This window comes from Streptomyces sp. NPDC003016, from assembly GCF_053591455.1.
Genome location: NZ_JBSFTV010000007.1, coordinates 38,943 through 53,764 on the forward strand (window position 1 = coordinate 38,943; position 14,822 = coordinate 53,764).

Annotated in this window: 14 protein-coding genes; 11 read left to right on the forward strand and 3 right to left on the reverse strand. The window is 69.9% G+C overall.

Annotated elements, in window-relative coordinates; genetic code table 11:
• The first annotated feature begins 1 nt into the window (after position 1).
• From ACWDZ4_RS07840 to ACWDZ4_RS07850, 3 genes are all read left to right on the forward strand, one after another.
• Positions 2-1,246, forward strand: a complete 1,245-nt coding sequence (locus ACWDZ4_RS07840; RefSeq protein ID WP_451507691.1) for a cytochrome P450 — start codon at positions 2-4, stop codon at positions 1,244-1,246.
• A 61-nt stretch (positions 1,247-1,307) separates the two neighbouring features.
• Entirely contained in the window at positions 1,308-2,432 is a 1,125-nt protein-coding gene (locus ACWDZ4_RS07845) for a type III polyketide synthase (RefSeq protein ID WP_451507533.1), read from the forward strand.
• Between the two features lie 121 nt (positions 2,433-2,553).
• A complete protein-coding gene (locus ACWDZ4_RS07850) occupies positions 2,554-3,549 on the forward strand; it encodes an NAD-dependent epimerase/dehydratase family protein (RefSeq protein ID WP_451507534.1) in 996 nt (331 codons plus the stop codon).
• Positions 3,550-3,913: 364 nt separating this feature from the next.
• On the opposite strand, the gene ACWDZ4_RS07855 is transcribed toward ACWDZ4_RS07850, so the two are convergent.
• The 3 genes from ACWDZ4_RS07855 to ACWDZ4_RS07865 form a co-directional block, all read right to left on the reverse strand.
• Positions 3,914-5,371, reverse strand: a complete 1,458-nt coding sequence (locus tag ACWDZ4_RS07855; protein ID WP_451507535.1) for a catalase — start codon at positions 5,369-5,371, stop codon at positions 3,914-3,916.
• A 195-nt stretch (positions 5,372-5,566) separates the two neighbouring features.
• Entirely contained in the window at positions 5,567-6,472 is a 906-nt protein-coding gene (locus ACWDZ4_RS07860) for a 2-hydroxy-3-oxopropionate reductase (RefSeq protein ID WP_451507536.1), read from the reverse strand.
• Between the two features lie 49 nt (positions 6,473-6,521).
• Positions 6,522-7,343: a TIM barrel protein gene (locus tag ACWDZ4_RS07865; RefSeq protein WP_451507537.1), complete on the reverse strand. Its 822-nt coding sequence runs from the start codon at positions 7,341-7,343 to the stop codon at positions 6,522-6,524.
• A 179-nt stretch (positions 7,344-7,522) separates the two neighbouring features.
• Between ACWDZ4_RS07865 and ACWDZ4_RS07870 the strand changes: the two genes are divergently transcribed.
• The 8 genes from ACWDZ4_RS07870 to ACWDZ4_RS07905 all read left to right on the forward strand — a co-directional run bounded on the left by ACWDZ4_RS07870 (position 7,523) and on the right by ACWDZ4_RS07905 (position 14,802).
• Positions 7,523-7,774, forward strand: a complete 252-nt coding sequence (locus ACWDZ4_RS07870) for a hypothetical protein (RefSeq protein WP_451507692.1) — start codon at positions 7,523-7,525, stop codon at positions 7,772-7,774.
• Positions 7,775-7,836: 62 nt separating this feature from the next.
• Positions 7,837-8,160: a helix-turn-helix domain-containing protein gene (locus ACWDZ4_RS07875; RefSeq protein ID WP_451507693.1), complete on the forward strand. Its 324-nt coding sequence runs from the start codon at positions 7,837-7,839 to the stop codon at positions 8,158-8,160.
• A gap of 166 nt (positions 8,161-8,326) precedes the next feature.
• Positions 8,327-8,848 carry a 2-oxo-4-hydroxy-4-carboxy-5-ureidoimidazoline decarboxylase gene (gene uraD / locus ACWDZ4_RS07880; protein WP_451507538.1) on the forward strand — a complete coding sequence of 174 codons (522 nt, stop codon included), beginning with the start codon at positions 8,327-8,329 and terminating at the stop codon, positions 8,846-8,848.
• Complete coding sequence (uraH, locus tag ACWDZ4_RS07885; protein ID WP_451507539.1) at positions 8,848-9,237, forward strand: hydroxyisourate hydrolase; 390 nt, start codon at positions 8,848-8,850, stop codon at positions 9,235-9,237. Before uraD ends, uraH begins: the two co-directional genes overlap by 1 nt.
• 7 nt (positions 9,238-9,244) lie before the next feature.
• Positions 9,245-10,168: a factor-independent urate hydroxylase gene (gene pucL, locus ACWDZ4_RS07890; protein WP_451507540.1), complete on the forward strand. Its 924-nt coding sequence runs from the start codon at positions 9,245-9,247 to the stop codon at positions 10,166-10,168.
• A gap of 68 nt (positions 10,169-10,236) precedes the next feature.
• Positions 10,237-11,640: a nucleobase:cation symporter-2 family protein gene (locus tag ACWDZ4_RS07895; RefSeq protein WP_451507541.1), complete on the forward strand. Its 1,404-nt coding sequence runs from the start codon at positions 10,237-10,239 to the stop codon at positions 11,638-11,640.
• A 42-nt stretch (positions 11,641-11,682) separates the two neighbouring features.
• Positions 11,683-13,071 (forward strand): 8-oxoguanine deaminase, encoded by a 1,389-nt coding sequence (locus ACWDZ4_RS07900; protein ID WP_451507542.1) that lies wholly within the window; start codon positions 11,683-11,685, stop codon positions 13,069-13,071.
• A 291-nt stretch (positions 13,072-13,362) separates the two neighbouring features.
• Positions 13,363-14,802, forward strand: coding sequence for a nucleobase:cation symporter-2 family protein (locus tag ACWDZ4_RS07905; RefSeq protein ID WP_451507543.1), 1,440 nt, complete (start codon positions 13,363-13,365; stop codon positions 14,800-14,802).
• Positions 14,803-14,822: the final 20 nt, after the last annotated feature.

Genomic DNA, 14,822 nt, shown 5'->3' on the forward strand with positions numbered 1-14,822 from the left:
GATGTGTGACGGACACCGACCGCACAGAGTCTGGAGCAACGTGGAGACCACCGGCACCGTATGGAGCTGCCCCTTCGACTACGCGGAGGCCCTCGAGTTCGATCCCCAGCTCCGGCAGATGCTGGAGACCGATCCCGTGGCCCGCATCCGGATGCCGTACGGCGAGGGCGAGGCCTGGCTCGTCACGCGCTACGAGGACGTGCGCACCGTGACCACCGACCGGCGGTTCAGCCGCAGCGCCGTCAAGGGACGCGATTTCCCGCGGATGACGCCGGAGCCGATCGTGCAGTCCGAGTCGATCAACCTGATGGACCCGCCGGCGAGCAGCCGGCTGCGCAGCCTGGTCGCCAAGAGCTTCGCGCCGCGCCACGTCGAGCGGATGCGGCAGCGCACCCAGGGCGTGGTGGACCGGATGCTCGACCGGATGGCGGACCTCGGCACGACCGCCGACCTCGTCGAACACGTGGCGGCGCCGCTGCCGCTCGTGACGATCTGCGAGCTCCTCGACATCCCCGAGGGCGACCGGCCGCGGTTGCGCGCCCACGCGCTCACCATGATGAACGTGAGCGCCGCCAACCGGGACGCCGCCGTCCGCTCCAAGGCCGAACTGCGCGCGTACTTCGCCGAGCTCAGCACCGAGCGCCGCCGCGCGCCCGGCGAAGACCTGATCAGTACGCTGGCCACCGCCCGCGACGGCGCGGAGCTCCTCGACGACGACGAGCTGGCGGTCATGTCGATGGTCCTGCTCATCACGGGCCAGGACACCACGACGTACGAGATCGGGAACATCGCGTACACCCTGCTCACCCGCCCGGAGGTACTGGGCGCACTCCGTCAGCGTCCCGGGCTCCTCCCGGGGGCGATCGAGGAGATGCTGCGCTTCATCCCGTTCCGCAAGGGCGTCGGTATCCCGCGGATCGCCACCGAGGACGTGGAGCTCGGCGGGGTGCTGATCCGGGCCGGGGACGTCGTCCACGTCTCGTACCTCACCGCCAACCGCGACGAGCGGAAGTTCGACCGGCCCGACGAGCTGGACGTGGACCGGCCCACCGTTCCCCACATGACGTTCGGCTGGGGGGCGCACCACTGCCTCGGGGCGCCGCTGGCCGCTATGGAACTCGAAGTCGTGTTCGGCACGCTCCTCGACCGCTTTCCGGGGCTGCGGCTGGCGGTGGACCCGTCGGAAGTGCGCTGGAACACGACATCGATCTGGCGCCACCCGCTCGGCCTGCCCGTCGCGTGGTGACGTCCGCCCGTGTGACGACCGCCCGGCGACACCGCTGCCCGGCATGAGACAAGGAAGATCCATGGCCACACTGTGCCGACCGTCCGTCGCCGTACCCGACCACGTCATCACGATGGAGCAGACGCTGGCGCTGGCCCGCGAGATGCACGCCGACCATCCGCAGCGCGACCTCGTCCTGCGCCTCATCGAGAACACGGGCGTCCGCACCCGCCACCTCGTCCAGCCGGTCGAGGACACCCTCCGGCACCCCGGTTTCGAGACCCGCAACCGGCTGTACGAGGCCGAGGCGAAGGCGCGTGTTCCCGACGTCGTACGCCGGGCGCTCGCCCACGCGGAGGTGGAGCCCGGTGACATCGACCTGATCGTCTACGTCTCCTGCACCGGCTTCATGATGCCGTCGCTGACCGCCTGGCTGATCAACACGATGGGGTTCCGGCCGGAGACCAGACAACTGCCCATCGCCCAGCTCGGCTGCGCCGGAGGCGGCGCGGCGATCAACCGCGCCCATGACTTCTGCACCGCGTACCCGCAGGCCAATGTGTTGATCGTGTCCTGCGAGTTCTGCTCGCTGTGCTACCAGCCGACCGACCTGGGCGTGGGTTCCCTGCTCTCCAACGGCCTGTTCGGCGACGCCGTCTCGGCGGCCGTGGTGCGGGGCGAGGGCGGTACCGGCGTGCGGATCGAGCGCAACGGCTCCCACCTCGTGCCCGACACGGAGGACTGGATCTCGTACGCCGTACGGGACACCGGGTTCCACTTCCTGCTCGACAAGCGGGTCCCCGGAACCATGGAGATGCTGGCCCCGGCACTCAAGACCCTGGTGGCGCAGCACAACTGGGAAATCCCGGAGATGGACTTCTTCATCGTCCACGCGGGCGGACCGCGCATCCTCGACGACCTGTGCCACTACCTCGACCTCCCGCCGGAGATGTTCCGCTTCAGCCGGGCCACGCTCACCGAACGCGGGAACATCGCCAGTTCGGTGGTCTTCGACGCCCTGGCCCGGCTGTTCGAGGAGGGCGGCGTCGAGAACGGGGCGGGCGGGCTCATCGCCGGGTTCGGGCCCGGCATCACGGCCGAGACCGCCATCGGCCGGTGGGTGGGTGCCGCGCCGGTCGCGACGGTGATCGTCGAGGCGCCGGCCGCCGAGAAGACGGCCGTCGAAGCGGCGGTCCCGGCCGGCTGACCCGCAGGAACGGCTCCGCGACGGCCGGCCGCCCCGCGTGCGGGGCCGGCCGGCCGCGTTGCGTTGCGCCGAGAGCGAGAGCGTGTTCCCCGAGGGGGCCGGGATCGGCAGAGTTGCCCGTATGAAGCTACTGATCCTGGGCGGTACGGAGTTCGTCGGGCGCGCCGTCACCGACGACGCGCTGGCGCGGGGCTGGGACGTGACGGTGTTCCACCGCGGACACCACGCGCCGCCGCCCGGCGTCGTCGCCCTGCACGGCGACCGCACGGCCGCAGGCGGCCTCGCGGCGCTGGAGCGGGGGGAGTGGGACATCGTCGTCGACACGTGGTCGGGCGCGCCGTCCGCCGTACGGGACGCGGCGCGGCTGCTGGCGGGGCGGGCCGGGCACTACGCGTACGTGTCCAGCGCGTCCGTGTACCAGTACCCGTCCCCGGCCGGGCAGGGCGAGGACGGGCCGCTGGTCGACGGCTCGGCCGACGCGGGCGGGGACGTCGCGTACCCGCAGGCCAAGCGGGGCGGTGAACTCGCCGCGGCCGGGGCGTTCGGCGACCGGGCGCTGCTGGTGCGGGCCGGGCTCATCCTCGGCCCCGGCGAGAACATCGGCCGGCTGCCGTGGTGGCTGACGCGGATCGCCCGGGGCGGGCCGGTACTGGCCCCCGGGCCCCGCGACCTGGCGCTGCAGTACATCGACGCGCGTGACCTCGCGGCATGGATGCTGGACGCCGCCGCGGGTGGCCTGGGAGGACCGTACAACCTGGTCGGCCCGCGCGGGCACACGACGACGGGCGAGCTGCTGGAGGAGTGCGTACGGGCGACGGGGGCCGACGCGCGGCTGTGCTGGACCGGCCCGGAGGTGATCCTGGCAGCCGGCGTCGAACCGTGGTCGGAGCTGCCGGTGTGGGTTCCGCCGGGAGAGCTCTACGACGCGCTGCACGACACCGGCGTCGGCAGGGCACTCGACGCGGGTCTGCGCTGCCGGCCGGTGGCCGAGACGGTGGCCGACACCTGGGCGTGGCTCCAGGAGCTGGGCGGGGTGGCCCCGCAGCGGCCCGACCGGCCGGTGGTCGGCCTGGCCCCGGAGAAGGAGGCGCGTGCCCTGGGGCGGCCGGAGGTCTGAGAACGCCTGAAGGGCGGGGGGTGGGTGCGGGACCGTCCGTACCCACCCCCCGCCCTGGCAGGGGTGCTGATGCCGCCCGACGGCACGAGACTGGCGCGACAGGACGTTCGCGCCGCCGGGCGGAGTGCGGGGAGGAGACAAGGAAGAGGGGGAAGGAAGGGGCCCGCGGCGGGTGGCGATGAGCCGCGGGGCGCCCTCCCCTCAGGTCGAGGAGGGCACCTCGCGAGCCTTGACCACCGCACTGGCTCGCTCGCCGCCGCGGCACCCGTTCCGTCCGTCACACCGGCCACCCCTCATGCGGGCCGGTGGTACGGACTGCGCGGCGGGCCGGACCTCCCGTCAGGCCCTCCGCGCGGTCTCGGTGTTACTCGTCGCGCAGTGCGCGGACCGCTTCCTCCACGCGCTTGCCGTACTCCGCGTCCGCGGCGTGGAAGTGCGCGAGGTTCTTCTCGATCACGTCGTCGCGGCTGACCTGCGAGAGGCCACCGGCGATGTTCGCGATCAGGCGGGACTTCTCCTCGTCCGACATCAGACGGTAGAGCTCACCGGCCTGGAAGAAGTCGTCGTCCTTGACGTGCTGGGCGTTGGCGTGCGTGCCCGTCCAGCCGGCCACCGCGAGCGGGGCGGAGAGCGCCTCGTTCGTCTGGGCCGGGCCGTCGTAGGAGTTCGGCTCGTAGTTCTTGTCGTGGCGCGAGCCCTGGCGCGTCGCCATGACACCGTCCCGGCCGTAGTTGTCGGCCTTGGCCGCCTTCGGGGCGTTGACCGGCAGCTGGGTGTGGTTGACGCCGAGGCGGTAGCGGTGGGCGTCCGCGTAGGCGAACAGCCGGCCCTGGAGCATCTTGTCGGGCGAGGGGCCGATGCCCGGAACGAAGTTGTTCGGGGAGAATGCGGCCTGCTCGACCTCGGCGAAGACGTTGTCCGGGTTCCGGTCGAGGACCAGACGGCCGACCCGCTGGAGCGGGTAGTCCGCGTGGGGCCAGACCTTCGTCACGTCGAACGGGTTGAAGCGGTAGTCGGCCGCCTCCGCCGCCGGCATGATCTGGACGTACAGCGTCCAGGACGGGTTGACGCCCCGCTCGATGGCCTGGAGCAGGTCCGTCTGGTGCGAGTTGGGGTCCTTGCCGGCGACCTCGGCGGCCTGCTCGGACGACAGGCAGCGGATGCCCTGGTTCGTCTTGAAGTGGTACTTGACGAAGAAGGCACCGCCCTCGGCGTTCGTCCACTGGTAGGTGTGCGAGCCGAAGCCGTTCATGTGGCGGTACGAGGCGGGGATGCCGCGGTCGCCCATCAGCCAGGTGATCTGGTGGGTGGACTGCGGGGAGTGCGCCCAGAAGTCCCAGACGTTGTCCGGCTCCTGCTTGCCCGTGAAGGGGTCGCGCTTCTGGGAGTGGATGAAGTCGGGGAACTTCACGGGGTCGTTGAGGAAGAAGACCGGGGTGTTGTTGCCGACGAGGTCGTAGTTGCCCTCTTCGGTGTAGAACTTCACCGCGAAGCCGCGCGGGTCGCGGACCGCGTCCGCGCCACCGAGGTTGTCGGCGACGGTGGAGAAGCGGACGAACGTTTCGGTCCGCTTGCCCACCTCGCCGAGGAAGTCGGCGCGGGTGAAGCCGGTGACGTCGTCCGTCACCTCGAAGTAGCCGTAGGCACCCGAACCGCGGGCGTGCACGACGCGCTCCGGGATGCGCTCACGGTTGAACCGGGCCAGCTTCTCCAGCAGGTGCTGGTCCTGGAGGAGGAGCGGGCCACCGACACCGGCGGCGGCGGAATTCTGGTTGTCGGCGACCGGGGCGCCTGACTCGGTCGTGAGCACACGCTTCGACATGGGGACCTTCCTGCGGGATCTGCTGGCGGCGTGAGGAGCGTAAGTACGCACCGATCGCGACGTCAACAGTTTGTTGAAGTTGAAGTTGAGGAGGGTGGTCGGCCGGAGGCCGGCGCGAAGAGGGATCCGGGCGGCGGCAGCGCCTGGGCGCGACAGGACAGGTGTCAGCGCTGCCGCAGCCCGGAGTTCAGGGGGTCAGCTCTGGACGGGCTGACCGGAGAGGCGCTCGACCGAGCGCAGCAGGGCGGAGTGGTCCAGGCCGCCGTCGCCCTGGGCGCGCAGCGAGGCGACCAGCTGGGCGACGACCGCGCCCACGGGGAGCGCCGCACCGACATTGCGGGCGGCGTCGGTGACGATGCCCATGTCCTTGTGGTGCAGGTCGATCCGGAAGCCGGGGGCGAAGTCCCGGTTGAGGAAGTTGGCCTTCTTGCGGGTCAGCACGGTCGAGCCGGCCAGTCCGCCGTTGAGGACGTCGAGGGCCGCTTCGAGGTCGACGCCGGACTTCTCCAGGAAGACCACGGCCTCGGCGCACGCCTGGATGTTGACCGCGACGATCAGCTGGTTCGCGGCCTTCACCGTCTGGCCGGAGCCGTGCGGACCGCACAGGACGATGGTCTTGCCGAGTGCCTCGAGGACCGGCTTGGCCGCGTCGAAGTCCTCCTGCGAACCGCCGACCATGATCGACAGTACGGCCTCGATCGCGCCGGCCTCGCCGCCGGAGACCGGGGCGTCCAGGACGCGCAGGCCCTTCTCGGCGCCGGCCTTGCCCAGGTCGACGGAGGTCTGCGGGGTGATCGAGGACATGTCGATCAGGAGGGCGCCCTTCTTGGCGTTCTCCAGGATGCCGTCCTCGCCGTACGCGATCGCCTCGACCTGCGGGGAGGCGGGCACCATCGTGATGATGACGTCGGCGTCCTTGACGGCCTCGGCGATCGAGGACGCGCCCTTGCCGCCGGCGGCGACGAGGCGGTCGATCTTGGGCTGCTCGAGGGTGTAGCCGGTGACGTCGTACCCCGCCTTCAGCAGGTTCTCGGACATGGGGGAGCCCATGATGCCGAGGCCGATGAAGCCGATCGACGGGAGGGTGGTGGGAGTGCTCATGATGGGTGCCTCTTTCAACACACGCGTTTCAGCACACGCGTAAAAATGGTCAGTTGGAGAGCCAGCCGAAGGCTTCGGCGCTCGGGCGGTCGCCGGGCTTGTACTCCAGGCCCACCCAGCCGTCGTAACCGGCGTTCTTGAGCAGGTCGAGCAGCTCTTCCAGCGGCAGGTCGCCGGTGCCCGGCGCGCCGCGGCCCGGGTTGTCGGCGATCTGCACGTGGCCGGTCTTGCCGGCGTACTCCGAGATCACGTCGGGGAGGTTCTCGCCGTTCATCGACAGGTGGTAGATGTCGAGGAGGAACTTGGCGTTGCCGAGTCCGGTGGCCTCGTTGACCTTGTCGACGACCGCGATGCCGGCCGGTGCGCTCACCAGCGGGTAGAGCGGCGACTCCGGCTTGTTGAGGGTCTCGATCAGGAGGATCGCGCCCACCCGGTCGGCGGCGCGGGCGGCCGCCACCAGGTTCTCCAGGGCGAGCTTGTCCTGGACGTCCGGGTCGACGCCTTCCACGCGGTTGCCGTAGAGCGCGTTGAGCGCCTTGCAGCCCACCGAGGCGGCGAAGTCCGCCGCGACGTCGATGTTGGCGCGGAAGCGGTCCGACTCCTCGCCGGGCACGGAGAGTGCGCCGCGGTCCGGACCGGGCAGCTGCCCGGCGTAGAAGTTCAGGCCGACCAGCTGGGTGCCGGCCTCGTCGAGCGCCTTCTTGAGGGCGTCGAGCTCGGCCTGGTCGGGGGTGGGGGTCTCGATCCAGGGCCACCACAGCTCGACCGCCTTGAAGCCCGCCGCGGCGGCGGCCGCGGGGCGCTCCAGAAGCGGGAGTTCCGTGAAGAGGATCGAGAGGTTCACATCGAAGCGCTGGTCCGTGTAGCCCATGAGGGTTTCGGCGCTCCTTCCGTATCGCGGAAGTTATTTTCTGCCTGATGGAATGTTGCATGGTGGTGCGGAGACCTGTCAAGAGGGTGTGGCCAGGTCGGGGGGTGCGCGCCCCGGCGGTGACGGCCCTCGTGACCGGCTGACGGGTCCCGGAGCCCCGCCAGTACCGTGGGGGCATGGTGCGATTGAGAGTGGAGTTCACGACCGAGCCCTTCGACCTCGACGAGGCGCCGGCGCACGCGCTGGCGGCCCGCGAGGTCATCCAGGGGGCCGGGCTGGACGCGGTGGACGTCGGCCCGTTCGGGAACACCGCCGAGGGGGGCGCGGACGCGGTGCTGACCGCGGTCGACGCGCTGCTGCGCGAGTCGCTGGCCGCGGGTGCCACCCGGGTCTCGTTGCAGGTCAACGTGATCGGGGAGGGTGGGAAGTGACGGATCTCGGCGCGCCGGACGACCACCCCCTGGTCACCGCGGTCAAGCCGCTGATCGACGCCATGGGCGGCGAGATGATGGTGCCGGAGCGGGCGGCGGCCGACGACGTGGTGCTGGCCTGGGAGGGCCGGGACGTCGTCGCCGTGCGGCTTCCGCAGCTCTCGGACTCGCTCGACCACATCCTGGCCGCGCTGGAGCGCCGGCACGGCATGCCGCTGGCCGAGCTCGACCGCAAGGAGAAGCAGTCGGTCGTACGGGTCCTGGAGGCGCGCGGCGCCTTCTCCGTGCGGCACGGCGTGGAAACGGTGGCGAGCGCCCTGGGGGTCAGCCGTTTCACCGTCTACAACTACTTGAACAGGGAGAACAGCTCAAAGGGTGAGGAGTGAGCTGTCCAGTAACTGGTCATATTTGATCGATCATTTCCGGGAGCCGCCGTCCGCACAGCCGGACGGCGGCTTCTGTGTTCGTAAGATTTCAACAAAGTGTTGACGCGCTGTTCTTGAAGGCGTTAGCTATGCCCAGCCCGTCCAGCACAAGGCCACGGAGGCTCCCGTGACTTCAGGTTCGACACCGGGCCTCGCCCGGTTCAACACCTCGGCGGACAGCGAGGCCCTGGCCACGCTCCACGAGGTGTGCGCCAGCTCGGCGTGGGGGAGCACACTGCTCGCCCAGCGCCCGTACGCCACCGCGGAAGCCCTCTTCCTCGCCAGTGACGCCGCCACGGCCGAACTGACCACCGAAGATCTGGCCGAAGCGATGGCGGGCCACCCGCCGATCGGCCGGCCCAAGCCCGGAGACCCGACCTCCTCCCGCGAGCAGCGGGGGATGGCCGGAGCGTCCGAGGAACTCAAGGCCGAGATGCTCGAACTGAACCTGGCCTACCAGGAGAAGTTCGGACATGTCTTTCTGATCTGCGCCACCGGTGCGACCGGGGAGCAGATGCGTGACGCGATGCGGGACCGGATCGGCAACACCGCCGAGGCGGAGCGTGAGATCGTGCGCACCGAACTCGGGAAGATCAACCGAATCCGGCTGACCCGTCTCGTAGAACAGCACGAAGAGGACAGAGACTGATGAGCACCGCGACCACTGCTTCGGTGTCCACGCACATCCTGGACACCAGCATCGGACGCCCCGCCGAGGGCGTCGCCGTCTCGCTCACCGCCCGCAGCGGCAGTGACGCCGAGTGGGTGGCGCTCGGCGGGTCCGCGACCGACGCGGACGGGCGCTGCAAGGACCTGCCGGCCCTGCCGGAAGGCACGACCCATGTACGTCTCGACTTCGAGACCGAGGCGTACTTCTCCAAGAAGCAAGCCGAGGCACAGCAGGACGCCCCCCGCGTAAGGGACAGCGGCGCGTTCTTCCCGGAGGTGGCGATCACGTTCGCCGTCGTACCGGGCGAACATTTCCACGTACCGCTGCTGCTCAACCCGTTCGGCTACTCCGTATACCGAGGGAGCTAGCACCGACATGCCCACGATTCTCGGCCAGAACCAGTACGGCAAAGCAGAGAACCGCGTCGTCAGGATCACGCGGGACGGCGACACCCACCACATCAAGGACCTGAACGTCTCCGTCGCCCTCTCCGGCGACATGGACGACGTCCACTACTCCGGCTCCAACGCGAACGTCCTGCCCACGGACACCACCAAGAACACGGTGTACGCGTTCGCCAAGGAGTACGGCATAGAGTCCGCCGAGCAGTTCGGCATCCACCTCGCCCGTCACTTCGTGACGTCGCAGGAGCCGATCCAGCGCGCCAGGATCCGGATCGAGGAGTACTCCTGGGACCGCATCGCGACCTCGGACAACAACTCGAAGTTCATCGGGTCGGACGAGGTCAACCACTCCTTCGTCCGCAAGGGCCAGGAGCTGCGCACCACGCAGATCACCTTCGACGGTGAGAAGTGGGAGATCATCTCCGGCCTGAAGGACCTCACGGTCATGAACTCCACCAACTCGGAGTTCTGGGGCTACGTCAAGGACAGGTACACGACGCTCAAGGAGGCGTACGACCGCATCCTGTGCACCGACGTCTCCGCCGCCTGGCGCTACAACTGGACCAGCGACGACGACCGGATGCCCCACTGGGAGAAGTCGTACGAGCAGGCCAAGAAGCACATCCTCCAGGCCTTCGCCGAGACGTACTCCCTCTCGCTCCAGCAGACCCTGTACCAGATGGGCTCGCGGGTCATCAACAGCCGGAGCGAGATCGACGAGATCCGCTTCTCGCTGCCGAACAACCACCACTTCCTGGTCGACCTCGAGCCCTTCGGGCTGAAGAACGACAACGAGGTCTACTTCGCCGCCGACCGTCCCTACGGCCTCATCGAGGCCACCATCCTGCGGGACGGCGTCGAGCCGAAGATCCCGGTCGACATGACCAACCTCTGACGCGGGACCGGTACGCCCCCGCCCGCCCGCAGCAGGGCGGGGGCGCCCCGGACCGGAGGGAACATCCCATGGCACAGCCTGCAACGGAGCCGGCAGAAGCAGCAGAAGGCCCGTGTTCCGCCCCACTGGCAGGACCGACGGTCCACCCGGTGGATGAAAAGCTCTCCACTTCGCGGCTCGTCCCCGCCGCCCTCCAGCACATCGCCGCCATGTACGCGGGTGTGGTCACCCCTCCGCTCATCATCGGCCAGGCCGTCGGCCTGGACGCCGTGGGAATGACCCGGCTGATCGCCGCGAGCCTGCTCATCGCCGGTCTCGCCACCATCCTGCAGACCCTCGGCATCGGCGGTTTCGCCGGAAACCGGCTGCCCTTCGTGAACGCCGCGTCCTCGGCCGGCATCGCCCCGATGCTCGCCATCGCGGAGACCACCGCCCCCGGGCACCAGCTCCCCGCGATCTACGGCGCCGTGATGGTGGCCGGAGTCTTCTGCCTCACCGTCGGCCCCTTCTTCGGCCGGCTGCTCCGCTTCTTCCCGCCCCTGGTCACCGGCGTCGTCATCACCCTCATCGGCGTCACGCTGATGCCCGTGCCCGTCACCTGGGCGCAGGGCGGCGACAAGACCGCCGCTGACTTCGGCGCCATGGAGTACCTCGCGCTCGCCGCCTTCACGCTCATGGTCATCCTGCTGATCCAGCGCTTCGGCAAGGGCTTCGTCAAGCAGGTCGCGCTCCTCCTGGGCATGCTGGTGGGCACGCTCGCCGCGATCCCGTTCGGTATGGCCGACTTCAGCGCGCTGAGGTCCGCGCCGGTCGCGGCTCTGCCCACGCCCTTCGCCTTCGGCGCCCCCGAGTTCCAGCCCGCCGCGATCCTCTCGCTGTGCATCGTGATGCTGGTGCTGATGACCGAATCGTCGGCCGGCATGCTCGCCCTCGGTGAGATCTGCGAGCGCAGGACCAACGGCAGGACCATCACCCGCGGTCTGCGCACCGACGGCATCGCCACGCTCGTCGGCCCGGTCTTCGGCGGCTTCCCGACCAGCGCCTTCGCCCAGAACGTCGGAGTCGTCACCCTCACCAGGGTGCGCAGCCGGTACGTCGTCGCCGTCGCCGGCGGGGCGCTCCTGGTCCTCGGCGCCTTCCCGGTGCTCGGCGCGGTCGTCTCCACCGTCCCGATGCCGGTACTCGGCGGCGCGGGCATCGTCCTCTTCGGCTCGATCGCGGTCAGCGGCATCCGTACCCTCTCCGAGGCCGGACTCGACGACAGCTCCAACATCATCCTTGTGGCGGTCTCGCTCGGTGCGGGCATCATCCCGCTCGCCGCGCCCACCTTCTACGTGGATTTCCCCGCCTGGGCACAGACCGTGCTCGGCTCCGGAATCAGCGCCGGCGCCCTGGTCGCGGTCCTGCTCAATCTCTTCTTTCACCATCTCGGCACCCGGAGCCACGCGGCTGCGGTACTCAAATCCTCCTAGGGTCCTGCCGTGCCCACAACACCGAGCGAAGAAGGACGCACCATGGCAGCATCATCGGCAGCCGCGCGCACCATCATCGAGAACTGTGCCATCGCCACCGTCGACGCCAACGACACCGAGTACGCCTCCGGCCACGTCGTCGTCGCCGGCAACCGCATCGAGTCGGTCGGCGCCGGCAAGGCCCCCGAGGGCCTGGAGAACGTCGTACGCCGCATCGACGGCACCGGGCACCTGGTCACGCCCGGCCTGGTCAACACGCACCACCACTTCTACCAGTGGCTGACCCGTGGCCTGGCCACCGACCACAACCTCTTCAACTGGCTTGTCGCGCTGTACCCGACCTGGGCGCGCATCGACGAGCCCATGGCGAGGGCCGGCGCGCAGGGCTCGCTGGCGATGATGGCCCGCGGCGGCGTCACCACCGCGATGGACCACCACTACGTCTACCCCAAGGGCTCGGGCGACCTGTCCGGCGCCGTCATCGGGGCCGCCTCCGAGATGGGCGTGCGCTTCACCCTCGCCCGCGGGTCCATGGACCGCAGCGAGAAGGACGGCGGTCTGCCGCCGGACTTCGCCGTCGAGACCCTCGAGGGCGCGCTGGCCGCGACCGAGGAGACCGTCAAGAAGCACCACGACGCCTCCTTCGGCGCGATGACGCAGGTGGCGGTGGCCCCCTGCTCGCCGTTCTCGGTCTCCACCGAGCTGATGAAGCAGGGCGCCGAGCTGGCCCGCCGCCTGGGCGTACGGCTGCACACCCACGGCAGCGAGACGGTCGAGGAGGAACAGTTCTGCAAGGAACTGTTCGGCATGGGGCCGACCGACTACTTCGAGTCGACCGGCTGGCTCGGCAGCGACGTGTGGATGGCCCACTGCGTCCACATGAACGACTCCGACATCGCCGCCTTCGCCCGTACGGGCACGGGTGTGGCCCACTGCCCGTCCTCCAACGCCCGCCTCGCGGCCGGCATCGCCCGCGTCCCCGACATGCTGAAGGCCGGCGTCCCGGTCGGCCTCGGCGTCGACGGCACGGCGTCCAACGAGTCGGGCGAGCTGCACACCGAGCTGCGCAACGCCCTGCTGATCAACCGCCTCGGCGCGCACCGCGAGGCAGCGCTGAGCGCCCGCCAGGCGCTGCGTCTGGGCACGTACGGCGGCGCCCAGGTGCTCGGCCGCGGCGACCAGATCGGTTCGCTGGAGGCCGGCAAGCTCGCCGACCTGGTGATGTGGAAGATCGACGGCCTCGGCCACTCCACCATCGCCGACCCGGTCACCGCGATCGTCTTCGGCGCCGCGGCCCCGGTCACCCTGTCGCTCGTCGACGGCAAGCCCGTCGTCGAGGACAACCACCTGACCACGGTGGACGAGGACGCCATCGCCCGCACCACGCGGGACGAGTCCCAGCGGCTCGCGCGGATCGTCGCGCAGGGCTGAGAGTCCCCCCGGAAGTCCGGCTGAGGGGGACGGCCCTCAGCCGGCGGCCGCGGACCCGAGCGGGGTTCACGGCAGCTGTGCCCGGGGGCGCGCGCCCAAGCGCCCGCGCCCCCGGGGACGGTGACGAAATCGCCACCGCGACCGTCTCCTCCCACACCCCCTCCAAGACCCCACAGCACCACACCCCCCATGCGTCATGCACGTCTGCACCACCTGCTTCAACGCTCCGCTCCGCACCACCTCCCAGACATCCACGTCCCCGCCGACGTGTAACCGACCGGAGGAACCGCCGTGGCCGCCAAGCCCAGGTTTCGCAAAGACGCAGTCGCCGAATCCGACCCCCAGTCCGGATCTCCGTCCGGCCCCGACCCGATCCACCCGGTCGACGAGAAGCTCCCGCCCGTCAAGATGTTCACCAGCGGCCTCCAGCACGTGGCCGCGATGTACGCCGGTGTGGTGGCCCCGCCCATGATCGTCGGCCCCGCGGTGGGCCTCGACGTCAAGGAGACGGCCTTCCTCATGGGGGCCAGCCTCTTCACCGCGGGTATCGCCACCCTCCTCCAGACCCTCGGGTTCTGGAAGATCGGCGCGAAGCTCCCCTTCGTCAACGGCGTGTCCTTCGCCGGCGTGACCCCCATGGTCGCCATCGGCAAGGACCGGGGCCACGACGGCATCGCCGTCATCTTCGGCGCGATCATCGTGGCCGGCATCCTCGGCTTCGTACTCGCCCCGTACTTCTGCAAGTTGCTGCGCTTCTTCCCGCCCGTGGTCACCGGCACCGTCATCACCCTGATCGGTGTCTCGCTGCTGCCCGTCGCCTTCAACTGGTCGCAGGGCGGCAACTCCCAGGCCGACGACTACGGCTCGATGACCAACATCGGCATGGCCGCCCTGACCTTCGTGATCGTCCTGGCCCTGCGCAAACTCCTGCGCGGCTTCCTCCAGCAGATCGCGATCCTGCTCGGTCTCGTCGTCGGCACCCTCATCGCCATACCGGTCGGCATCACCGACTTCAGCGCCATCAAGAGCGCCGGCCTCGTCGGCTTCCCGACCCCGTTCTACTTCGGCGGCCCGCAGTTCGAGATCGCCGCCATCATCTCCATGTGCATCGTGATGCTGGTGTGCATGACCGAGTCGACCGCCGACATGCTCGCCCTCGGAAAGATCGTCGGCCGCCCGGCCGACGAGAAGACCGTCGAGGGCGGCCTGCGCGCCGACACCCTGGGCAGCGCGATCAGCCCGCTGTTCAACGGCTTCATGTGCAGCGCCTTCGCACAGAACATCGGCCTGGTCGCCATGACGAAGGTCCGCAGCCGTTTCGTCGTCGCCGCCGGCGGCGGCATCCTGATCCTGCTCGGCCTGTGCCCGGTCCTGGCCTCCGTGATCGCGCTCGTACCGCTGCCGGTACTCGGCGGCGCGGGCATCGTCCTCTTCGGTACGGTCGCGGCCAGCGGCGTCCAGACCCTCGCCACGGCCGCGCTGGAGAAGGGCGAGAACGCCCTGATCGTCGCCGCCGCCCTCGGCATCGGCCTGATCCCGATCGCGGCGCCCACGTTCTACCACGCCTTCCCCGAGGACCTGCTGGTGGTGCTCGACTCGGGCATCAGTACCGGGTGCGTGGTGGCCATCCTCCTCAACCTCGCCTTCAACCACTTCGGCAAGAAGGGCGCCGAGGACGAGAGCGTCACCCAGCCGGAGATCCCGGACCAGATCCCGGCGGCCGCCCACTGATCACCGCCCACCGATCACCG

Excerpts from the sequence above, each read along its gene's own strand:
- ACWDZ4_RS07840 (WP_451507691.1), top strand. The coding sequence starts at position 2 with ATGTGTGACGGACACCGACCGCACAGAGTCTGGAGCAACGTGGAGACC.
- ACWDZ4_RS07845 (WP_451507533.1), top strand. The coding sequence starts at position 1,308 with ATGGCCACACTGTGCCGACCGTCCGTCGCCGTACCCGACCACGTCATC.
- ACWDZ4_RS07850 (WP_451507534.1), top strand. The coding sequence starts at position 2,554 with ATGAAGCTACTGATCCTGGGCGGTACGGAGTTCGTCGGGCGCGCCGTC.
- ACWDZ4_RS07855 (WP_451507535.1), bottom strand. The coding sequence starts at position 5,371 with ATGTCGAAGCGTGTGCTCACGACCGAGTCAGGCGCCCCGGTCGCCGAC.
- ACWDZ4_RS07860 (WP_451507536.1), bottom strand. The coding sequence starts at position 6,472 with ATGAGCACTCCCACCACCCTCCCGTCGATCGGCTTCATCGGCCTCGGC.
- ACWDZ4_RS07865 (WP_451507537.1), bottom strand. The coding sequence starts at position 7,343 with ATGGGCTACACGGACCAGCGCTTCGATGTGAACCTCTCGATCCTCTTC.
- ACWDZ4_RS07875 (WP_451507693.1), top strand. The coding sequence starts at position 7,837 with ATGGGCGGCGAGATGATGGTGCCGGAGCGGGCGGCGGCCGACGACGTG.
- uraH (WP_451507539.1), top strand. The coding sequence starts at position 8,848 with ATGAGCACCGCGACCACTGCTTCGGTGTCCACGCACATCCTGGACACC.
- pucL (WP_451507540.1), top strand. The coding sequence starts at position 9,245 with ATGCCCACGATTCTCGGCCAGAACCAGTACGGCAAAGCAGAGAACCGC.
- ACWDZ4_RS07895 (WP_451507541.1), top strand. The coding sequence starts at position 10,237 with ATGGCACAGCCTGCAACGGAGCCGGCAGAAGCAGCAGAAGGCCCGTGT.
- ACWDZ4_RS07900 (WP_451507542.1), top strand. The coding sequence starts at position 11,683 with ATGGCAGCATCATCGGCAGCCGCGCGCACCATCATCGAGAACTGTGCC.